At 61.7% G+C, this 20,459-nt stretch carries 17 protein-coding genes; 10 read left to right on the top strand and 7 right to left on the bottom strand.

Annotated elements, in window-relative coordinates; all coding sequences use genetic code 11:
• The first annotated feature begins 112 nt into the window (after nucleotides 1–112).
• Complete coding sequence (lpdA, locus tag AC3WMV_RS11905) at nucleotides 113–1,513, top strand: dihydrolipoyl dehydrogenase (protein WP_103367955.1); 1,401 nt, start codon at nucleotides 113–115, stop codon at nucleotides 1,511–1,513.
• A 96-nt stretch (nucleotides 1,514–1,609) separates the two neighbouring features.
• Here lpdA and AC3WMV_RS11900 read toward each other — a convergent pair whose 3' ends face one another.
• Nucleotides 1,610–2,083, bottom strand: a complete 474-nt coding sequence (locus AC3WMV_RS11900; protein ID WP_007960832.1) for an Lrp/AsnC family transcriptional regulator — start codon at nucleotides 2,081–2,083, stop codon at nucleotides 1,610–1,612.
• A gap of 144 nt (nucleotides 2,084–2,227) precedes the next feature.
• On the opposite strand from AC3WMV_RS11900, the gene AC3WMV_RS11895 reads away from it, so the two are divergent.
• Nucleotides 2,228–2,857, top strand: a complete 630-nt coding sequence (locus AC3WMV_RS11895) for a LysE family translocator (protein WP_103367956.1) — start codon at nucleotides 2,228–2,230, stop codon at nucleotides 2,855–2,857.
• Here AC3WMV_RS11895 and AC3WMV_RS11890 read toward each other — a convergent pair.
• Genes AC3WMV_RS11890 through AC3WMV_RS11865 form a run of 6 tightly spaced genes read right to left on the bottom strand, consistent with a single transcriptional unit; the run spans nucleotide 2,854 to nucleotide 11,035 of the window.
• Nucleotides 2,854–4,986, bottom strand: coding sequence for a hypothetical protein (locus AC3WMV_RS11890; protein WP_103367957.1), 2,133 nt, complete (start codon nucleotides 4,984–4,986; stop codon nucleotides 2,854–2,856). The genes AC3WMV_RS11895 and AC3WMV_RS11890 overlap by 4 nt on opposite strands.
• Nucleotides 4,973–6,166 (bottom strand): DUF3142 domain-containing protein, encoded by a 1,194-nt coding sequence (locus tag AC3WMV_RS11885; protein WP_103367958.1) that lies wholly within the window; start codon nucleotides 6,164–6,166, stop codon nucleotides 4,973–4,975. Before AC3WMV_RS11885 ends, AC3WMV_RS11890 begins: the two co-directional genes overlap by 14 nt.
• Before the next feature lie 48 nt (nucleotides 6,167–6,214).
• Nucleotides 6,215–7,033: a class I SAM-dependent methyltransferase gene (locus AC3WMV_RS11880; RefSeq protein WP_027610312.1), complete on the bottom strand. Its 819-nt coding sequence runs from the start codon at nucleotides 7,031–7,033 to the stop codon at nucleotides 6,215–6,217.
• Nucleotides 7,027–8,181: an acyltransferase family protein gene (locus AC3WMV_RS11875; RefSeq protein ID WP_103367959.1), complete on the bottom strand. Its 1,155-nt coding sequence runs from the start codon at nucleotides 8,179–8,181 to the stop codon at nucleotides 7,027–7,029. Before AC3WMV_RS11875 ends, AC3WMV_RS11880 begins: the two co-directional genes overlap by 7 nt.
• Nucleotides 8,178–9,482, bottom strand: coding sequence for a glycosyltransferase (locus AC3WMV_RS11870; protein ID WP_103367960.1), 1,305 nt, complete (start codon nucleotides 9,480–9,482; stop codon nucleotides 8,178–8,180). The genes AC3WMV_RS11875 and AC3WMV_RS11870 overlap by 4 nt, the downstream gene beginning before the upstream one ends.
• Nucleotides 9,476–11,035: a glycosyltransferase gene (locus AC3WMV_RS11865; protein WP_256584946.1), complete on the bottom strand. Its 1,560-nt coding sequence runs from the start codon at nucleotides 11,033–11,035 to the stop codon at nucleotides 9,476–9,478. The genes AC3WMV_RS11870 and AC3WMV_RS11865 overlap by 7 nt, the downstream gene beginning before the upstream one ends.
• Nucleotides 11,036–11,452: 417 nt before the next feature.
• Here AC3WMV_RS11865 and AC3WMV_RS11860 point away from each other — a divergent pair, with 417 nt between their 5' ends.
• From AC3WMV_RS11860 to AC3WMV_RS11825, 8 genes are read left to right on the top strand one after another with little or no spacing between them, the layout of a single operon-like run.
• Nucleotides 11,453–12,367, top strand: a complete 915-nt coding sequence (locus tag AC3WMV_RS11860; protein ID WP_027610308.1) for a GDP-mannose 4,6-dehydratase — start codon at nucleotides 11,453–11,455, stop codon at nucleotides 12,365–12,367.
• Nucleotides 12,364–13,332, top strand: a complete 969-nt coding sequence (gene gmd, locus AC3WMV_RS11855) for a GDP-mannose 4,6-dehydratase (RefSeq protein WP_027610307.1) — start codon at nucleotides 12,364–12,366, stop codon at nucleotides 13,330–13,332. The genes AC3WMV_RS11860 and gmd overlap by 4 nt, the downstream gene beginning before the upstream one ends.
• A gap of 3 nt (nucleotides 13,333–13,335) precedes the next feature.
• Entirely contained in the window at nucleotides 13,336–14,778 is a 1,443-nt protein-coding gene (locus AC3WMV_RS11850) for a mannose-1-phosphate guanylyltransferase/mannose-6-phosphate isomerase (RefSeq protein WP_103367962.1), read from the top strand.
• The gene (locus AC3WMV_RS11845) at nucleotides 14,778–15,575 is read left to right on the top strand and encodes an ABC transporter permease (RefSeq protein ID WP_027610305.1); all 798 of its coding nucleotides are present in this window, start codon (nucleotides 14,778–14,780) and stop codon (nucleotides 15,573–15,575) included. Before AC3WMV_RS11850 ends, AC3WMV_RS11845 begins: the two co-directional genes overlap by 1 nt.
• A complete protein-coding gene (locus tag AC3WMV_RS11840; RefSeq protein WP_103367963.1) occupies nucleotides 15,575–16,828 on the top strand; it encodes an ABC transporter ATP-binding protein in 1,254 nt (417 codons plus the stop codon). The genes AC3WMV_RS11845 and AC3WMV_RS11840 overlap by 1 nt, the downstream gene beginning before the upstream one ends.
• Complete coding sequence (locus tag AC3WMV_RS11835) at nucleotides 16,825–18,192, top strand: glycosyltransferase family 4 protein (RefSeq protein ID WP_103367964.1); 1,368 nt, start codon at nucleotides 16,825–16,827, stop codon at nucleotides 18,190–18,192. Before AC3WMV_RS11840 ends, AC3WMV_RS11835 begins: the two co-directional genes overlap by 4 nt.
• Nucleotides 18,176–19,306 (top strand): glycosyltransferase family 4 protein, encoded by a 1,131-nt coding sequence (locus AC3WMV_RS11830; protein WP_103367965.1) that lies wholly within the window; start codon nucleotides 18,176–18,178, stop codon nucleotides 19,304–19,306. Before AC3WMV_RS11835 ends, AC3WMV_RS11830 begins: the two co-directional genes overlap by 17 nt.
• The gene (locus AC3WMV_RS11825) at nucleotides 19,307–20,437 is read left to right on the top strand and encodes a glycosyltransferase family 4 protein (protein ID WP_103367966.1); all 1,131 of its coding nucleotides are present in this window, start codon (nucleotides 19,307–19,309) and stop codon (nucleotides 20,435–20,437) included.
• The last annotated feature ends 22 nt before the right edge of the window (nucleotides 20,438–20,459 follow it).

The raw sequence follows: 20,459 nt of genomic DNA, 5'->3' as shown, positions 1-20,459 counted from the left end.
CTGTCGCTTGCCTGAAGCCTTGACCGAAATGTCCGGAAACGCACATATTACGTTCGTAATTTTATCGACCGACTACTTTTAGCGATCCGCATCCCCAACGAGGAGCAACAGCATGAGCAACTACGACGTGGTCATTCTGGGCGGCGGCCCCGGTGGTTATAACGCAGCGATCCGCGCCGGCCAGCTGGGCCTGAAGGCAGCCTGCGTGGAAGGCCGCGCCACCCTCGGCGGCACCTGCCTGAACGTCGGTTGTATGCCGTCGAAGGCCTTGCTGCATGCTTCGGAGCTGTACGACGCGGCCATGGGTGCGGAATTCGCCAACCTCGGCATCGAGGTCAAACCCGCGCTCAACCTCGCGCAAATGATGAAACAGAAAGACGAAAGCGTGAGCGGCCTGACCAAAGGCATCGAGTTTCTGTTTCGCAGAAACAAGGTCGACTGGATCAAGGGCTGGGGCCACATCGACGGCCCGGGCAAAGTCACGGTGACCGACGAGCAAGGCAACATGACCGAGCTGAGCGCCAAGGACATCATCATCGCCACCGGCTCCGAGCCTACGCCCCTGCCCGGCGTCGAGATCGACAACAAGCGCATCCTCGACTCCACCGGCGCGCTGTCGCTGAGTGAAGTGCCCAAGCATCTGGTAGTGATCGGCGCGGGGGTGATCGGCCTGGAGCTGGGTTCGGTCTGGCGGCGCCTCGGCGCCCAGGTGACCGTGGTCGAATACCTCGACCGCATCTGCCCGGGTGTTGATGGCGAGGCCGGCAAAACCCTGCAGCGTGCGCTGAGCAAGCAAGGCATCAGCTTCAAGCTAAGTTCCAAAGTTACCAGCGCCACGACTTCGGCCAATGGCGTGCAGCTCAGCGTCGAACCCGCCGCCGGTGGCAGCGCCGAATTGCTGGAAGCCGACTACGTGCTGGTCGCGATCGGCCGGCGCCCGTACACCAAAGGCCTGGGCCTGGAGAACGTCGGCCTGAGCACCGACAAGCGCGGCATGCTCGCCAACCGACAGCACCGCACCGAGGCAACCGGCGTGTGGGTGATCGGTGACGTGACGTCAGGCCCGATGCTTGCGCACAAGGCCGAAGACGAAGCGATGGCCTGCGTGGAACAGATCGTCGGCAAGGCCGGCGAGGTCAATTACGGGCTGATCCCCAATGTCATCTACACCCGGCCCGAGCTGGCCAGCGTCGGCAAGACCGAGGAGCAGCTCAAGGCTGAAGGGCGCACCTATAAAGTCGGTAAATTCCCGTTCACCGCCAACAGCCGGGCCAAGATCAACCATGAGACCGAAGGCTTCGCCAAAGTCCTCGCCGACGAACGCACGGACGAGATCCTCGGCGTGCACCTGGTCGGACCGAGCGTCAGTGAAATGATCGGTGAATACTGCGTGGCCATGGAGTTCAGTGCGTCTGCCGAAGATATCGCGCTGACTTGCCATCCGCACCCGACCCGCTCCGAGGCGCTGCGTCAGGCGGCGATGAATGTCGAGGGGATGGCGACGCAGATGTAACCGTCGACCGCCAACCTCTTCGCGAGCAGGCTCGCTCCCACATTCGATCACATTCCAATGTGGAAGCGAGCCTGCTCGCGAAAGGAGCAACCCGCTCTACAGCGGCAGATGCCCCAACGGCAACGCCCCCGGCGTCTTCACCGTGTGAATCGCAAAGTTGCTGCGAATGTCACTCACCCCCGGCAGCTTCAGCAGGCAGCCGCTGAGAAAACGGTCGTATGCGCGCAGGTCCGGCACCACCACCTGCAACAGAAAGTCCGATTCGCCCGACACCAGAAACGCCGAGATCACCTCCGGCAGGGCGGTGACTGCCGCGTAAAAGGCTTCGGCCTGCTCATCGTTGTGGCGCTCGACCTTGACCCCGACAAACACCGTCAGCCCCAGTCCCACTTCATCGCGATCGAGGTTGGCCTGGTAGCCACGAATCACCCCAGCCTCCTCCAACATCCGCACCCGGCGCAAGCAAGGTGACGCCGACAGGCCGATCTCGTCCGCCAGCTCGACATTGCTCAGCCGTCCGTTGCGCTGCAAGGCAGCGAGAATCTTGCGATCAAAAGCGTCGAGTTTCATGTTTGGCAGATCCTGCTGGTCAAGGCACAAAAAGAAAGCAGGTTATGCCAATCGCAAGGGTTTTTGAAGCTGACTTCGCAAGCACCTGCCCCGCCCTTGCGCCATAGACTTTGCTCACCGAATCGATAACGAAAGGGCTGCGACATGACGAGTTTCTGGCTGTTTTTTCTGGCATTGGCGGTGGTCTTCCTGTTGCCCGGCCCGGACATGATTCTGTTGCTGCAAACCGGTGCCCGCCAGGGTCGCGGTGCGGCGCTGGCAACCGCCGTTGGCCTGGCGATCGCCCGGGGCTGTCACGTGGCATTGGCGGCATTGGGTCTGGCGGCGCTGTTCAAGGCGGCGCCGTGGACGTTTGATCTGGTGCGCCTGGCCGGTGCGGCGTACTTGCTGTGGATCGGCATTCAATGCCTGCGCAGCAGCCTGCTGCCGAACCTGAATACGACTGCCGTAACTGACACCCAAGGACAATGGCGCGAGGCGATTCGCCGTGGCCTGCTGACCAATCTGCTCAACCCCAAGGCCTTGCTGTTCTGCTCGGTGCTGTTGCCGCAATTCATCGTCAATGACGGCGCAGCGGTGCTGACCCAGTTTGCCACCCTCGGCGGGTTGCTGGTGGGCATCGGGCTGCTGTTCGACAGTGCCTATGCCCTGACCGGCGCGGCGCTGGGCCGTTGGCTGCAACACAGTCCAACCGCCCAACGCGTTCAGCAATGGCTGTTCGGCAGCCTGTTGATCGGCTTCGCCGTACGCCTGACGTTTATTCAGCAGGCCTAGGGTTTGCGGGACTTGCGCCGACGACTGAACAACACCAGCACGCCAGCACTGATTAACAGCAGGACACCGACCACCGGCCACTTGTACGGACGCAACGAATTGCGCACAGCGTCGGTCACTTGGGTGACGTAACGCTTGTCGGCGTTTTCGAAATCCGGATAGGGGCACTGATTACCGAAGTCCACCGCCCACGGCACGTACGGGCCTTCATTGACGTAGCGTCGATACAGCGCGCTCTGCTCTTCCAGGCTGCTGTTGAAACCCGCAGCGTTACACAACACCGCCGCAAACGCCTGACTGGTGTGCGGCAAATTATCCGCGGCCCGACTGGCCAGCGCGGTGGCGACAAAACGGTAGTGATAACGCTCATCCGGCTGCGCTTCACTAGCCTTCTGGCGCTGCACTTCAGCCTCGGCCACCAGCGGCCCGACCTTCAGCTCGGTGTTTTCCAGGCTGTAGTTGCCGCCAAACGTGGCGTAGTCCGGCGCCATCTCGTAGCCGAGAATGTCCATGCCCCATTCACGCGCGGTCCACGCCGCGTTGTACAAGGCACTGGCGCGTTTGCTCGGCCACCACGCAGCGTCAGCCTTCATCCGTTGCTCGCCGTACAGACGGGCCTTGTGCTGCAGATCGGGATTGTCGAAATAGCCGACCGCTTCCTCGTAATGCCCTTCACGCAGCAAGCGTCGCCCCAGCAGATTGCGCAGGCTGGCGGCGACCGGCAGCGGCACGTAGTTGTCGCGCTGCTGCTGGGTCAGCGCTGGGGGCGCCGGCACGTTGTCATCGACATAGCGTTTGAGCTCATCGACCGTCAGCACGCGCTCGGCCACCGTCGCCGCGTCGAACCAGTAAATGCTGTTGCTGCGATACAACTGCACAAACGCTTGCAGGTATTCGCCACGTTGCAGCGCCAGAATCGCACTTTCGCCCTCGACCCGGCATTTCGGCTGGACGGTTTCGAAGTCCCAGTCAGGGGTGCGCCGGTAGCCCCAATCTTCGCTCTGCGGGAACGCCTGCGCGGCTTTGGCATAGGCGGCAGCCGCGGCATTTTTATCGCCGTCACGCACTGCCAGCTTGGCCCGCAGCCACCACGCCAATCCGCCGTCACCGGCGTTTTCAAGGAAGGCCTTGGCGCTGGCGTAATCACCCTGTTGATAGTTCATCGCCGCCAGCCGATCGGCGTTTTCCAGGCTGCCACGGGTGCTGTCCTGCAGCAGCTTGATGAGTTTCTTCTCATTCGGCGGTTGCTCGTCGAATGACCAACCCATGCGGCTGATCAACGAAGCGGTAACCAGTTGCTGCACGGCTTTGCGCTCCAGCAACTTGGCCAGTTGCGGCTCGGGCAGTTCGGCCAGCTCATTCATCAGTTGTTTCAGCGAGGTGTAACCCACGGCCGAACCGTGCAGGTTCTGCGCTTCATACAGTTCGATGGCGCCGTTCCAGTCGCCGGCGTTGCGCAGCACCCGCGCCTCTTCACCGAGGCTGGCCACACCGAGTTCCAGCGGATCACTGAAGCCATCGATGCTCAGTTGTCGAGCCTGACGGAAGGCCCCACGTGCGTCCTCCAGCACTTCGATGACATCGCCCGCCTCGGCACTCGTGGCAAACCAGGCACGGCCCAGGGAATACGCCGCCCAGGTGCTGCGCAGCGGGCGCTGATCGGCCGGCAGTGCCAGCACTTTGTTGAAGTATTCGATCGCCAGCGGATGATCGCCAGTGGCAAACGCCACCGCGCCGGCCACGTACAAGCGAATTTCCGCTGGCAGGCTGGCGCCCTGCGCCTCGACCTGACGCGCATCGCTCAGGCCACGCAGTTGCTTGACCAGCGCCTGTTGTTCGGCGCTCAGACCGACCTGCTCGGCTTTTTCGCGCAGCGCAGCAGGCTCGCTTGCGTCGCCGTACATGTCGTCGGGATTGTGCGTCGCAGCGGTGACGTTCTTCAGCCCGGCAATGGTCTTGCCGAGGCGGCTGATCTCGAAGTTGAAGTTGCCCTCCGGAAAATCGGCCAGGGTTTGCCCGCGATTGTCGAGCAGGCGCATCGGGAAGTCCGGGCCGCAGGCCAACGCCGAACCCAGCGGCAGGCTGAGGCTCAGGCAGAGCAGATGGCGGGGCCAGTTACGGGTCAACATGCGAACCTCCTTGATCAATAAATGCACAGCGCGCCCAACCGATGGCGCGTTGTCCACCCGCCGGCAAACGACCGTCGCGCAGGCGGGTGAAGGTAAGCAGATCCGCGCTCTGTTGCAACGAGTAACCGGCGAGCGCATCGGCGCCTTCGCAAGCGCTGGCCTTGACGATGATCCGTGCGGGCCAGGCACTGTCGAGGTTTCCGACATTGCGCAGGGCGATGTCCTGCAGGCCAGCGTGGTCGCTGAACGCCAGACCGAGTTGGCTGCTCAACGCATCGCCGCGGGCCACGGCGCGCAACGTGGTCAGGCTCCAGGCCCGACGATCATTGGCCAGCGGCAGGCGAAACCAGATCAGCCCGGCCAGATGTTCCGGCGGGTCCTCGCGCAGCGCTTTTGCAAGTCGGCTCAGTTGCAACGGATCGGCGAGCAGTTCCCGGCGTTGCCCTTCACGTTCGATCGGTACTTCGCTTTCCACCACCGGGGCACCGTCGGCATCCGGCAGCAGCGCCACGCCATAGGCCGGCAGCGCCAGATAGAACGATTTGCTGCTGATTTTGCCCCAGGCGCTGGCCCAGCGCCGAGCCTGCTCGGGGTCGAACAAGCCGCGTCGCGGATCGCTGACGGCGTGCACCTGCAGCACGCTGCTGTCGACTGTGGCCAACAACGCCGGCAGCTGTGAACTGCCGAGCCACGCCGGCAGCGCGGTGATGCTCAGCGGCAACGATGCGGGCAACGCGGAATGCAGATGTGTGAGGAACTCGGTGTATTCCGGCAGACGCGCATTACCCGCATCATGATCGATCTCGACGCCACTCAGGGTCAGCCCCTGCGCCTGCCAGTCGGCGACAACCTGAAGAATCTGCGCCGTGACCTGCGACTGATCCAGACTTTTGAGCTGACCGTCGAGACGAATCACCGCGATCAGAAGCCGGCCATCGTGCTTGAGCAACGGCGCATCGATCCGCGCCCGATGCCAGCCGTCACTGGGGAATGCCTGCAAGGCCAACACGCGCAGGGTCGAAAAGTCGCTGCGGCTGTCTTTCAGCGCGAGCTCATGGGCGGACGTCCATTGCCGTTGCCAGACGTAGAGTTGCTGATCGAGTGGCGCTGCGTCCTGTCGTTCACAAGCACAGAGCAACAACACCGCCAGCATGGCCGACAACCCGACGATAACGCGCATACCTTGCAGATCCCTGAGACATCAGGCTGCAAGGTTACACAAAAGCACTCAGGGCTTGCGGGCAATGATCACCTGACTCTTCGCCACCACCGCGTCCAGCGCCTGCTTGATCTGTGCACCACGGGGCGAATCGAGCACCGCTTGCCAGGTATTGGCCCAATGCTCGAGCAACGGGTGATCGGGGTTACTGAATTCGACCTTGGCTTCCCAGAACAACAGCATCCACATCGACCAGTAAAAGCCGTACTGACTGTGGCTGATGATCTCCAGCCCGGCGTCACTGACCATCGCCTTGAACTGCTCTTCACTGATGATGCGAATGTGGTTGGGTTTCTGGAAATAATCCGGCGAGGCAATGTCTTTCTGCAAATCTTCCGAGCTGGGATGCGGCACGCTCAGCAGGTACAGCGCTCCCGGCTTGCCGACCCGTACCAGTTCGGCGAGAAATTGCGCCGGATCGTCGACATGCTCGATGACTTCGGTGGAAACCACGCGGGTGGCGGTGGCATCGGCAATCGGCAGCGGGTTGCAGTCGGTCACGTGGCATTCGACGCTGCGTGCCGGGGTATCGCTCAGACGCTGGCGGGTGGCCTCGACTTTGGCCGCGTCGATGTCGGCAATGATGATCTTCGCCCCGCGCATGCCGCAGAAATGCACATTACCGCCGTCGCCACAGCCGACATCGAGCAACGTGTCATCGGCGCTCACCCGAAAGCCTGTGAACAGCTCGTCGGTCTCTTGATTGAACCAGCCACTGAGCTTTGCGTCGTACAGGCCGAGCATGTACGGATCAACCTTGTCGGCGGCAGATGGCACAGCAACCGGTGCGGGTGACGTTGCCGTGAGTTTCTTCAAAAGGCTCAGCATGAGGTAGCTCCAGAGGATGGGACGGCGGTTCGCGACGTACCGAGGCGGCGCACCAGCGCGGCGCCGCGATTGCGCATCGGCATTTCGATGAATCGGTAATTCAATTCGCTGAGCAGCGCGATCAGACCGCCGGCGATCAGCACCGTGAGAATCGGGTGCCCGGCCGGACTGGGCAGCCCCGCGTCCTGCAAGCGGAAGATCAATTCACGGACCAACAGATAGGCCGGAATATGGATCAGGTAGATGCCGTAGGAACGGCTGCCGATCCACGCCATCAGCCGTTGCAACCTTCCGCGCGGCAGCAGGTAATCGCGGTTGTACGAGGCAATCCACACCAGCAGCGCGCTGAGCATGGCGATCGAGCCGATGCGGTAAGAGGCGAACGTGAAGCGGTCGGTGGCCATGTAACTCAGCAGCAACGCCAGCACAATCAGTACCGAAACGCCGGCCCACGGCCGCCGCAGGAACCTCGGTTCCCAACGGGAATAACCCGGCTGCGCGCTCCACATCGCCAGCAATACGCCGAGGGCCAGGGCATCGGTGCGCACCACCATCAGCAAGGGGGTGCGCAACGTGAACAGTTGCACCGCGACCAGCGCCAGCAATACCCAGCCCAGATGTCGGCGACACACGACAATCAGCAGCGGGAACAGCAAGTAGAACTGCTCCTCCAGTGCCAGGCTCCAGTAGACGAAACTGCTGCCGTATTCGTACTGAAAGAAACTGTCGGCAAAACGGAAATTGGCGTACTGCAACACCCCGGCCAGCGTTGCCTGCAGATTGGCGTGCAGCGTGCCGAACGCACCTGAGCGATTGAGCAAGACACAGGCCAGCAACATCAGCGCCAGCCACAGCCAGGCCGAGGGCAACAAACGAAAGGCCCGGCGCAGCCAGAAATTGCGTGTCTGCTCCCAGCACTGCCGACGGCTCGTGCAGCCTTGCAGAGCGGGGATCAGGCTGCGGGCGATGACAAATCCGGAAATCGCAAAAAACAGGTCAACGCCCCACCAGGACTGCGCCCAATGGTGGACTGTTTGCAGCAGCGGCACGGTGTCGGTGAACAGGCTGCCCTGCAGGTGATGAAACAGCACACCGAGCACCGCGATCGCGCGCAGTACCTCGATGTCCATGATCCGCTTGCTGTTCATGCCCCGCGCATCTCGGGGTCTGAGGCGAACCGGCGTTCGAACAACTGCCCCAGAAACACCTGCAACCGCTGCTCGGCCACTGCCTGACTGCAGAAATCCTGCAGGCTGCTCACCGCCTGAGCGGCCATCTGTGCATAACGTTGCGGATCGTCTTTGGCGACCGCATAGCTGGCGCGATAGGCCGTGCACAACGACGTCCAGTTAGTCACATAACGCAGGGTGCGGAAGGCCTTGCGCGGGTCATGCGGCCAGGCCGTGAGCTCGTCGGTGGAGTCGATCAGAAAGGCGTTGTCGGCACTCAGGTAATCGATCATTGCCGTCGTACGCGGCGCCACCGCCGGTTTGCCGCAGGACATGAATTCCATCAACGGCAGGCACTGGCCCTCGCCGTAGGACGTGTTGACCACATAACGGGTCGCCTGCACCAGGCGCTCATAATCGGCGTCCGCGAGGTAGCCGTAGATCAGTACGATCCGGCAGCGGTAGGACTGATTCTTGTACAGGTGGTGGAGGATGTCGCTCAGCGCTTCTTCGACATCGTGGTGCGTCAGTTTCAGCACGAGCGTTGCGTCCTCGACCTCGCGGAACGTGACGCAGAATGCACTGAGCATGTCCTCCCAGTTCTTGCGCCCATCGCCGGGATTGAACACTGAGGTGTAGACCACGCCGTCGAGCAGCAACTCCTGCTCCCTGACCGGCGCATGGAAATCGAGTCCCTTGCCCGTGCGCAAAGGCCGGGGGGCGAATGCGTTCAAGTCAAGTTTGCGACTGTCGGCCACCAATCCCTTGATCTTCAACCGTACCGGTCCATTCGGTGACTGGCCCTGCAACGGCGCACCGCGGGCGGCAAAGCGATCCCATACCGGCGCAGGCACCGCGACGATCGGGTAATCGCTGTCCATTGCCTCGCGCACCGCGTTGACGGTGTAGCTGGAATGGGTGATCGCCGCTCCGCAAGCCTGCAGCACCGTGCGCCAGTCGTTGCGCGGCTCACCGGCAAACGGCTCATTGGGGATGGTGCTGAACTCCCACGCAAACACCGGCAAAGTCGGACACATCAGGTGTACCGGCGTGCGATGGGGCGGCGAGAACGACAGGAAGACGCACGGCTCGCCACTGGCCCGGCATTCCTCGTAAAGCGCGTCGACTTCGGTCAGCGGATCGGCCACTTCCACCACGCGTCCGAGACGCTCGAGTACCGGGCGATATTCCTTGAGCACGAAGTAATAGCTGTACTCCGAGCGCCCCAGATTCTGTGCAATGGTGTGCTGGTTGGTTTCCGAATGAATGATGATCAGCATGAGGCGTTTTCCGTCACTGACGCAGCATTGGCGGGATGCGGTGCAAGCCCGAAAAATTCCGCCATGCGCGTTTGCACGGGGGCAAAAGCGCAGTAGTCATGCATGCGCTCGACCGCTGCCGCCGACATCTGCCGGTACCGCTCCGGCTGGTCTTTGGCCATGCGGTAGCTGTCCTCGTAGGCTTGTTTCAGCGAAGCCCAATCCGGGCGGTGGCGCAGGGTGCGGTAAATCAGCCGTGAGTCCTGCGGCCAGATGGCGGGTTCTTCGCTGGACTTGATCACGAAGGCGACGCTGTCGTCGATGTAGTCTTCCATGGCCGTGTGGTCCGGGGCGATTACCGGTTTGCCACTGGACATGAACTCCATCAACGGCAGACACAGGCCCTCACAGCGCGAGGCGTTGACGTAGTAACTGGCAGCGGCGTAAAGCCGGGTGTACTGGGCGTCATCCAGATAACCGTGCAACACCACCACCCTGCAGGCAAAGGGTGAGAGCTGCGCCAACAGCGTCATTAATTCGCTGTAGTAAGACGCGAGGTCGTTCTGGGTGATTTTCAACACCAGCGTCGCATCGGCCGTTTCCCGAAACGCCCAGCAAAACGCGGTGATCAGTTGATGCCAGTTCTTGCGGCCATCTTTGGGGTTGAACACGGTGACGTAGACCACACCGTCGACCGTGGTGTCGACCACCGACGTGGTGTCCGGCAGATCCAGCGGCGGCGGTTCGACCACTGCCACCGCCTGTGGACCGGCGATACTCGGCAGCTGTCGCTCCAGCCAGGCATGCGCCCTGCGTGAGAAAAGATCACGCAGTCCCTCCCAATACCAGTGATGCAGAAACTTCACCCGCGGCTGTTGCTGTTCGCGGCCTGCATCCAGGCGCCACTGGCGCAGGTAGTGCCGGGCGATGACCAGGCGCCGTTTGAAGGTCAGCGGAGGAGGTCGCTGTGCCTCGATCGCGGCCAGTTGCTCGGCGGTCAGTGGTTTGGGCAGCAGGTCATCGGCTGAGAGCGCCAGCGTACGGCTGTCGAAAATGCAGCCCTTGATCGCCAGCGGCGTGCCTGGATTGACCGGCGCCGGAACTTGCTGCTGACGAATCGCCGCAAAGTTCTCCCACAACGGTGTCGGCAAAACCAGTACCGGAAAGTCCTCGCCCAGCGCCCGGCGAATCGCCCGGGCAGTATGGCTGGACAGAGTAATCACCCGCCCTTGTCGGGCCAGCATCTGCGTCCAGTCGTGGCGCGGATCGTTGTCCCAGATCTCGTCCGGGATCGAATCGAACTCCCAGGCAACCACACACAGGGTCGGACACTCAAGATCGGTCGGCGTATTTTGCGGCGGGGTGAAGGAGAGAAACAGGCTGTCTTCGCCCACCTCGCGCAATTGGCGAAAGAGCGGATCAACCTCGGTGATGGCGGACACCACATGCACCCGCCCAAGGCTTTCCAGCACCGGGCGATAGGCCTTGAGCACGAAGTAGTAACTGTATTCGGGACGTCCGAGACTCTGGCTGATGGAACGGTCGTTGACGTCCGAGTAAAGAATGAAGTTCATGGCATCCCACGATGAAGCCGCCATCCCGGCTGCTTCAATCCATGACGGCGAAGCGCTGAATCGTGGTCGGCATGCCGACACTCGTCCTGCATCTTCCAGCCCGTCTTTGTTCTTGTTTTTAGTGGTCGGTCTGACTGGGGCTGAACAACCCCTGTTGAACGCGACGAGGGGCATTCTAAACACATCCGTCGCGGATTCGTGAACCGCCCGGCGAGAATAAATCCGTCTACTCTGACGAGAACTGACCAGTCACGGTTTGCACTGTTGAAATTGCCAAGCATTTGGCACAGATTGGTAACAAACAACTACAACAACGACTTCGCCTGTCATCCTGTCGGCCTTTTTCATGCGGCCTGACAGACTTCCCCTCAAAGCCTGTGGGAAAGTGGCGAATGTTAAAGACCAAGGGGTCGCTGTTTGAAAAAGCGTCTGTTTGTCACGGGCCTCAGTGGGTTCGTGGGACAACATATCCAGTCGCGTCTGGCCCAGCCTGACTCGACGTGGGAACTGCTGCCTGCCACCGCACCCTACGATCTCACGTCAGCGGCGAGCCTCGTCGACCTGTGGCCACAATTGCCCGACGCGGTGATTCACCTCGCTGGTCAGACCTTCGTTCCCGAAGCCTTCCGTGACCCGGCCCGTACGCTCGAGATCAATCTGCTGGGTACCCTCAATCTGTTGCAGGCCCTCAAGGCCCGCGGATTTCGGGGGACCTTCCTGTATGTCAGCTCCGGCGACGTCTATGGGCAAGTCGACGAGAGCGCCCTGCCCATCACCGAACTGCAACCGCCCTGCCCGCGCAACCCCTATGCGGTGAGCAAGCTCTCGGCCGAGTTTCTCAGCCTGCAATGGGGCCTGAGTGAGGGCTGGCCGGTGCTGGTGGCGCGGCCGTTCAACCATATCGGCGCCGGACAGAAAGACAGCTTCGTCATCGCCAGCGCCGCACGCCAGATCAACCGCATCAAGCAAGGCTTGCAGGCAGCACGACTGGAAGTCGGCGACATTGACGTCACGCGCGACTTCCTCGATGTCGGCGATGTGATCGCGGCTTATTTCGCCCTTCTGGAAAAAGGCACACCCGGGCAGGTCTACAACATCTGCTCGGGCCGCGAACAAAGCATCCGCAGTCTGATCGAGCAGTTGGGCGATCTGGCGCAGGTCGAAGTGCAACTGGTGCAGGATCCGGCACGCATGCGGCGCGCCGATCAGCGTCGCGTTTGCGGCAGTCACGCAAAGCTGGTCCAGACCACGGGCTGGGCACCGGCAATCACCACACAACAATCCCTGCGGGCGATCCTGTCCGACTGGGAGCAGCGAGTAAAACAACAATGAAAAGTGCACTGATCACGGGGATCACCGGCCAGGACGGCGCATATCTGGCCAGGTTGCTGCTCGACAAGGGTTACAAGGTTCACGGCCTGGTAGCACGCCGTAGCAGCGATTCGCGCTGGCGCTTGCGCGAGATGGGCGTCGAAGGCGACATCGTCTACCTGGACGGTGACATGGCCGATGCCTGCTCGGTACAACGTGCAGTCATTCAGTCGGCGCCGGACGAGGTCTACAACCTCGCTGCACAAAGCTTCGTTGCCGCTTCCTGGAATCAGCCGGTGACCACCGGCATCGTCGATGGCCTGGGCGTCACCCACTTGCTCGAAGCGATCCGCCAGTTCAGCCCGCACACACGTTTCTATCAGGCCTCCACCAGCGAAATGTTCGGTCTGATCCAGGCCGAACAACAGGACGAGAACACCCCGTTCTACCCGCGCAGCCCCTACGGCGTGGCCAAACTCTACGGTCACTGGATCACCGTCAACTACCGCGAAAGTTTCGACCTGCACGCCAGCAGCGGCATCCTCTTCAACCACGAGTCGCCGCTGCGCGGCATCGAGTTCGTCACCCGCAAGGTCACCGACGCCGCGGCCCGCATCAAGCAGGGCAAGCAGCAGGAACTGGCCCTGGGCAACATCGACGCCAAACGCGACTGGGGTTTTGCCGGTGACTACGTCGAAGCCATGTGGCTGATGCTGCAACAGGACAAGCCTGACGATTTCGTGGTCGCCACCGGCGTCACCACCACCGTGCGCGAGATGTGCCGCATCGCCTTCGATCACGTCGGCCTGAACTACCGCGACTACGTGAAGATCGACCCGGCGTTCTTCCGCCCGGCCGAAGTCGAAGTGCTGCTCGGCAACCCGGCCAAGGCGCAGCGTGTGCTGGGCTGGAAACCGAAAACCGACCTGGACACCCTGATCCGCATGATGATGGATGCGGATATGAAACGCGTCGCCAAGGAGTAGGTCATGCTGATCCCCGTGATTCTGTCCGGCGGTGCCGGTACGCGTCTGTGGCCGGTGTCCCGCGAGGGCCATCCCAAACCGTTCATGACCCTGCCCGACGGGCAGTCGCTGCTCGGCAAGACCTACCAGCGGGCGGCAGCACTGCTCGACGGCTGGGGCGACATCGTCACGGTGACCAACCGCGAGTACTACTTCCAGAGCAAGGATCACTATTGCGCCGCCCATGTGTCGCGCCATCGCGGGCACTTCCTGCTGGAGCCGACCGGGCGCAACACCGCCCCGGCGATTGCCGCCGCCGCCCTGTCGCTGCAGGCGCTGCACGGCGACGATGCAATCATGGTGGTGATGCCCGCCGACCATTTGATCGTTAATCAGCAAGCGCTCAAGAGCGCCGTCGAACACGCGGTCAATCTGGCGAAGGACGGTTATCTGGTGACCTTCGGTGTGCTGCCGACCGCCCCGGAAACCGGCTTCGGCTACATCGAAACCGGCGCACCGCTGGACGCCAAAGGCGCAGCGAAAGTACAGCGTTTCGTGGAAAAGCCTGACCTGCAGACCGCCACCCATTACCTGGAAAGCGGCAACTTCCTGTGGAACTCGGGCATGTTCTGCTTCACCACCGCGACACTGATCAACGAGCTGCAACTGCACGCGCCAGAACTGCTGGAACAGACCCGCGCCTGCATGCAGGCCAGCGCCGCGGTGGAAACCATCGGCTGCCTGCAACAGGAACTGTCACCGGCACTGTTTGCTGAAATCACCGACATCTCCATCGATTACGCCTTGATGGAGCGCTCGGAGAAAGTCGTGGTGGTGCCCGCCGGTTTCGACTGGAGCGACATCGGTTCGTGGGGTGCCGTGGCAGCGCTGGTACCGGCCGATGCCGACAACAATCGCGCCAGCGGCGAAGCGGTGTTCATCGACAGTCACAACAACTTCGTGCAGAGCGAAGGCCGGCTGGTGGCCGCCGTGGGTGTGGATAACCTGATCATCGTCGACACCGCCGACGCGGTGCTGGTGGCCCATGCCGATCGCGCCCAGGATGTGCGACGCGTTGCCAAACAGCTCAAGGACAAATCCCACGAAGCCTACCGCCTGCATCGCACGGTCAGCCGTCCGTGGGGCACCTACACCGTGCTCGAGGAAGGCCCGCGCTTCAAGATCAAGCGCATCGTGGTCAAGCCCGGCGGCAAGCTGTCGCTGCAAATGCATCATCACCGCAACGAACACTGGGTGGTGGTCGAAGGCATGGCCAAGGTCACCAACAACGGTACCGGCACTCACCTGGTGGCCAAGAACGAATCGACGTTCATTGCCGCCGGCCATCGCCATCGCCTGGAAAACCCCGGCGTGATCGACCTGGTGATCATCGAAGTGCAAAGCGGCGAATACCTGGGTGAAGACGATATCGTGCGCTTCGAAGACCAATACGGCAGGACGGTTTGATGCTGCTTTCCCTGTACCGCTCGCTTTACAGCTATCGAGGATTCATCCTCGGCAGCGTACAGCGAGAGTTTCAAGCGCGTTATCGCAATTCGCTGCTCGGTGCCTTGTGGCCCGTGTTCAATCCACTGTCGATGATCATCGTCTACACCGTGATCTTTTCTCACATCATGCGCGCCCGCCTGCCGGGTGTGGATGACAGCATGGCCTACAGTGTCTATCTCTGCGCCGGGCTGCTCGCCTGGGGAATGTTTTCGGAAATCACCCTGCGCAGCCAGACCATGTTTCTGGATAACGCCAACCTGCTGAAGAAAATCAGCTTCCCCCGCATCTGCCTGCCGGTGATCGTGCTGTGCAATGCGGCGATCAATTTCGCCATCATCATCGGACTGTTCCTTGGATTTCTATTGATCAGCGGGCGTTGGCCCGGTATGGCGCTCCTGGCGCTGATTCCCCTGATTGCGCTGCAGATGCTGTTCTGCGCTGGTCTGGGCATGATCCTCGGCGTGTTGAATGTATTCTTTCGCGATGTCGGCCAGCTCTTCGCCATTTGCCTGCAGTTCTGGTTCTGGCTGACGCCGATCGTGTATCCGATCACCATCCTCCCGGAGTGGGTCCAGCGGCTGCTGCAACTCAACCCGATGACCAGCCTGATCGGCAGCTATCAGAACCTGTTCCTGTATGGGCAATGGCCGGTCTGGAACTCGCTTTTACCGGTGTTCATCGTCGCGGTGGTGATGTGTCTGATCGCCCTGCGGTTGTTCCGCCAGCGCGTCGGTGAAATGGTGGATGAACTCTGATGGGACTTATACGCGTAACGGGCCTGGGCAAGGCTTATAAACAGTATCCGACACGCTGGAGCCGTCTGGCGGAATGGCTGATCCCGTTTTCCCCGGTGCGCCACCGCGAGCATTGGGTGCTGCAGGATGTCGCTTTCGAGATTGCCCCCGGCGAGGCCGTGGGTATCGTCGGCGCCAACGGTGCGGGCAAAAGCACTTTGCTGAAGATGATCACCGGTACCACTCAACCCACCTGCGGCAAAATCGAGATTGAAGGGCGCGTAGCGGCATTGCTGGAGCTGGGCATGGGTTTTCACCCGGACTTTACCGGGCGCCAGAACGCGATCATGGCCGGACAGTTGCTGGGCCTGCAGGTTGGCGAAATCGAAGCGCTGATGCCTGACATCGAACACTTCGCAGAAATCGGCGAAGCCATCGACCACCCCGTGCGCACCTACTCCAGCGGCATGCAGATGCGCCTGGCCTTCAGCGTCGCCACCGCGCGGCGTCCGGACATTCTGATCGTCGACGAGGCCCTGTCGGTGGGCGACGCCTACTTTCAGCACAAGAGCTTTGAACGCATTCGCAGCTTCCGCAAGGCCGGCACGACCCTGCTGATCGTCTCCCACGACCGCTCGGCCATCCAGTCGATCTGCGATTCGGCGATCCTGCTCAAGGATGGCCACATGGCCATGTACGACAAGCCGGAAGTGGTGCTCGACTATTACAACGCCCTGATGGCCGAACGCGAAGGGCAGATCGTGCGTCAGGAAATGCTCGCCGGCGGCGAAGTGCAGACCGTGTCCGGCACCGGCGAGGCAGGCATTCTGAGTGTGCGCCTGCTGGACGAACACGATCGCGCCATCGACGCTGCCGAGGTCGGCCAGCCAGTGGTACTGGAAGTGCAGGTCGAAGTTCGCCGCGACATTGAACGGCTGGTGCTCGGCTTCATCCTCAAGGATCGTCTGGGCCAGATGATGTATGGCATCAACACCCATCGCCTGAACAAGGCCCTGACCGATCTGCGCGCCGGCGAACGCTTCACTTACCGCTTCGCCTTCGTCATGGGGCTGGGCAAGGGCAACTATTCGGTATCGTTGAGCCTGTCGCGCCTGGACTCGCATCTGGACCGCAACTTCGAATGGCGCGATTACGGTCTGGTGTTTCACGTGATCAACAACCGCCAGGAAGATTTCGTCGGCTGTTCCTGGCTCAATGCCAAGACGACGATCACCCCTCACACCGAGGCAGCGCTGACCGAGCCTGCGCCATGACCCGCCTCTTGGTCGAGTGCACCCACGTCTTCAAACACCCGAAGATCAACTCCGGTATTCAACGCGTGGTGCGCAACGTCATCAAGCAATTGCCGGAGCGGGTGGGTGATGTCGAGTGCCTGCCGGTCATTTCGCTGAGGGGCCGGCTCTATCGGGTCACGCGCCTGGCCCCGCTGGACGCGCCGCTGTTCAACGCCATTGCGACATTCGGCGAACGACTGGAACGCCTTGCGCACCGTTTCTGGCAATGGCATCAGCGCCTCGACAGCCGCCTGCAGGCAAAAACCCCACGACGCCTGTTGTACGTCGGCTATCGGCTGAGCGCTTTCGCGGCATTTGGCGTACCCCTGCGGCTGATCGAGCGGATCAACCGCCAGCAACTGCCAAAACGCTGTGCCCCCTTGCAGCATCAGCCCGGAGACCAACTGGTGCTGCTGGATTCGTCCTGGCACTCGGACTTTTTCTCCCACGCCGAACAGCTCAAGCGCGAGGGTGTCGGTATTGTCGCGGTCATCTACGACTTGATACCGCTGACCCACCCGCAGTTCTACGACACGCGGCTGGTGCAGGTCTTCAGTGAATGGTTCGACTGGATCACCCGCACGGCCGACGGCTACCTGGCCATTTCCGCCACGGTACGCGATCAGGTGCGCGCCGAACTGCAGCAACGGATCGGCACGGTACAGGCCGAAAAACGCTGGTTCGATTATTTTCACCTCGGTTCCGAACTGGATCTGCACAGCGCCGGGGAAACCGTCGAACCGCGCCTGCAACAGCTGTTCAATACACCGGAGCCGCTGTTCCTGATGGTCAGTACCATTGAGCCGCGCAAGAACCACGCATACCTGCTCGATGCCTTCGAACGGGCCTGGACCGCCGGCTCCCCGGCGCGTCTGTGCATCGCCGGGCGCATCGGCTGGAAGTGCGATGCCCTGCTCGCCCGGGTGCGCAGTCATCCCGAACTGAATCGCCGCCTGTTCATGTTCAACGACTTGAGCGACACCAGCCTCGAACATGCCTACGCCCACGCCAGTGCGCTGGTATTACCTTCGTTTGTCGAAGGCTTTGGCCTGCCGCTGGTGGAAGCCATGCAGCGTGGCTTGCCGGCGATGGGCAGCGACATTGCGGTGTTCCGCGAAATCGGCGGCGAATTCATGGCCTATTTCGATTTGCAGGATCCGCAAAGCCTCGCTGACTTGATCATGCGGTTCCTGCAGAGTGGCCAATTCCCCGCTGCTCGCGATGTGGCGGACTGGCGCTGGATCGACTGGCACGAGGCGAGTGCGCAACTGGCCGAGCGCACCGTACGCAATGCAGTGCAAGCGCCATTGGCGCCAGCGAGGCCGCATGCGCATTGCCCTTAATGCCCGGATCCTGCAGGCACCGCGCACCGGCATCGGCCACTACGTCGCCGAGTTGGTGAATGCGTTGCGCAGCGATACCGATATCGAAATTGAGTTGTTCCACGGCTGGGGCTGGAGTTCGGCCATGCCGGAGGCAGCGATGCCCGGTTATTCGCGCCTGACGCCACTCCTGCGGCAGATCCCCGGGGCTTATCAGGCGCGGCGCTGGCTGGAACAAAAGCGTTTCGATCAGGCGCGCGCGCATGGCATCGATCTGTATCACGAACCGAGTCTGTGGCCACTGGCCTTCGACGGCCCGACCGTGATTACCCTGCACGACCTGACGCACCTGCATTACCCCGAAACTCAGCCGCCGGCACGTTTGCAAGAGATCGAGCGCCGACTGGCTACCGGCGTACGGCAGGCACAAGTGATCCTCACCGATTCACAAGCGATCGCCGACGAAGCTCAAAGCTGTTTCGGCCTGCCCGCTGAACGTTTCGTGGTCGCTCCCTTGGGCGTAGCCGAGCGCTTTCATCCGCGTGACGCACACACCATCGACCCGGTACTCAAGGCCCATGCCGTTACGGCGCGGGAGTATTTCCTCTGTGTCGGGACGCTGGAGCCACGCAAGAATCTGCGGCTGGCCCTGCGCGCCCATGCCTTGCTGCCGGAGGCCGTGCGCCAACGCTTTCCGCTGCTGATCGTCGGCATGGCTGGCTGGCAGCGCGAACAGTTCAGCGCCGAACTGCGTCAGGCATTGGCAAGCGGGCATGTGTGCCTGCTCGGCTACTTGCCCGATGAACACCTGGCCCAGCTGTTGGCCGGTGCCCGGGCGCTGATTTTTCCTTCGTTATACGAAGGCTTTGGCCTGCCGGTGTTGGAGGCGATGGCCAGCGGCACGCCGGTGTTACTCACCCGCGCTTCGGCCATGCCGGAAGTCGCGGGCGACGCGGGCAACTATATTGAACCTGACAATGCAGACGGCTTGCGCGACACGCTGATCCGTCTGCTCGACGATCAGGTGCATTGGCAAGCATGCCGAGAAGCCGGATTGCAGCGGGCGCGGCTTTTTTCCTGGCAGCGCTGCGCACAGGCCACGGCCGGTGCTTACCGCCAGGCCATGGGAGGTTGAATGCGAGTTCTTCATTTTTTCAAAACCTACTTGCCTGACTCGGTCGGCGGTATCGAGCAGGTGATATTTCAGCTGTGCGAAAGCGGTGCGCATCACGGTATCGACGGCCAGGTGCTGACACTCAGCGCCGACCCGACCCCGCCGGTGGTGCAACTGGGTCAACACGAAGTGCATCGCGCCAGACTCGACATTCAGTTCGCCTCCACCGGGTTTTCCTGGAGCGTGTTCAAACAGTTTCGCGAGCTGGCCGCCGAAGCCGATGTGGTCAACTATCACTTTCCGTGGCCGTTCATGGACCTGGTGCACTTTGCCAGCGGCATGAACAAACCGAGCGTGGTGACCTACCACTCGGACATTATTCGTCAGAAGCATCTGCTCAAACTCTACCGACCGCTGATGAACCGCTTCCTCGCCAGCGCCGACCGGATTGTCGCGGCCTCGCCGAACTACCTGCACACCAGCGACGTGTTGCAGCAGTTTCAGAACAAGACCCGGGTGATTCCATACGGTTTGAACAAGGCCGGTTATCCACAGGCCGACAGCGAACGGATGAATCGCTGGCGCCAGCAGCTTGGGGATAAGTTTTTCCTGTTCGTCGGGGTCATGCGTTATTACAAAGGTCTGCACATCCTGCTCGACGCCTTGAAGGACGTGGACTATCCCGTGGTGATCGTCGGTGCCGGGCCGCTGGAACTGGAGTTGCACGCCCAGGCTGCTGCGCTGGGGCTGCGTAACATCCACTTCCTCGGGCGCCTGGGCGATGAAGACAAGGTCGCCCTGCTGCAACTGAGCTACGCCATCGTGTTCCCGTCGCACCTGCGTTCCGAAGCGTTCGGCATTTCGCTGCTCGAAGGCGCGATGTACGGCAAACCAATGATCTCCAGCGAAATCGGTACCGGCACCAGCTACATCAACATCCACAACGAAACCGGGCTGGTGGTGCCACCGAGCAACCCTCAGGCATTTCGCGAGGCAATGCGCAGCCTCTGGGAAAACCCCGAGCGCGCAGCAGCCATGAGCATAAAGGCCGAGGCGCGTTACCGGCAGTTGTTTACCGCCGACGAGATGGGCCGCAAGTGGACCGAGTTGTATCAGGAGCTGCTGGAGGAGAAAGACCTGTCTTACGCCTGACCCTTTGCTGAAACACATCACC

It is taken from the genome of Pseudomonas sp. FW305-3-2-15-E-TSA4 (genome assembly GCF_058787295.1).
The sequence above is the reverse complement of the archived record's forward strand: the minus strand, read 5'-3'. Positions and strand labels throughout refer to the sequence as shown.

Excerpts from the sequence above, each read along its gene's own strand:
- lpdA (WP_103367955.1), top strand. The coding sequence starts at position 113 with ATGAGCAACTACGACGTGGTCATTCTGGGCGGCGGCCCCGGTGGTTAT.
- AC3WMV_RS11900 (WP_007960832.1), bottom strand. The coding sequence starts at position 2,083 with ATGAAACTCGACGCTTTTGATCGCAAGATTCTCGCTGCCTTGCAGCGC.
- AC3WMV_RS11895 (WP_103367956.1), top strand. The coding sequence starts at position 2,228 with ATGACGAGTTTCTGGCTGTTTTTTCTGGCATTGGCGGTGGTCTTCCTG.
- AC3WMV_RS11890 (WP_103367957.1), bottom strand. The coding sequence starts at position 4,986 with ATGTTGACCCGTAACTGGCCCCGCCATCTGCTCTGCCTGAGCCTCAGC.
- AC3WMV_RS11885 (WP_103367958.1), bottom strand. The coding sequence starts at position 6,166 with ATGCGCGTTATCGTCGGGTTGTCGGCCATGCTGGCGGTGTTGTTGCTC.
- AC3WMV_RS11880 (WP_027610312.1), bottom strand. The coding sequence starts at position 7,033 with ATGCTGAGCCTTTTGAAGAAACTCACGGCAACGTCACCCGCACCGGTT.
- AC3WMV_RS11875 (WP_103367959.1), bottom strand. The coding sequence starts at position 8,181 with ATGAACAGCAAGCGGATCATGGACATCGAGGTACTGCGCGCGATCGCG.
- AC3WMV_RS11870 (WP_103367960.1), bottom strand. The coding sequence starts at position 9,482 with ATGCTGATCATCATTCATTCGGAAACCAACCAGCACACCATTGCACAG.
- AC3WMV_RS11865 (WP_256584946.1), bottom strand. The coding sequence starts at position 11,035 with ATGAACTTCATTCTTTACTCGGACGTCAACGACCGTTCCATCAGCCAG.
- gmd (WP_027610307.1), top strand. The coding sequence starts at position 12,364 with ATGAAAAGTGCACTGATCACGGGGATCACCGGCCAGGACGGCGCATAT.
- AC3WMV_RS11850 (WP_103367962.1), top strand. The coding sequence starts at position 13,336 with ATGCTGATCCCCGTGATTCTGTCCGGCGGTGCCGGTACGCGTCTGTGG.
- AC3WMV_RS11845 (WP_027610305.1), top strand. The coding sequence starts at position 14,778 with ATGCTGCTTTCCCTGTACCGCTCGCTTTACAGCTATCGAGGATTCATC.
- AC3WMV_RS11840 (WP_103367963.1), top strand. The coding sequence starts at position 15,575 with ATGGGACTTATACGCGTAACGGGCCTGGGCAAGGCTTATAAACAGTAT.
- AC3WMV_RS11835 (WP_103367964.1), top strand. The coding sequence starts at position 16,825 with ATGACCCGCCTCTTGGTCGAGTGCACCCACGTCTTCAAACACCCGAAG.
- AC3WMV_RS11830 (WP_103367965.1), top strand. The coding sequence starts at position 18,176 with ATGCGCATTGCCCTTAATGCCCGGATCCTGCAGGCACCGCGCACCGGC.
- AC3WMV_RS11825 (WP_103367966.1), top strand. The coding sequence starts at position 19,307 with ATGCGAGTTCTTCATTTTTTCAAAACCTACTTGCCTGACTCGGTCGGC.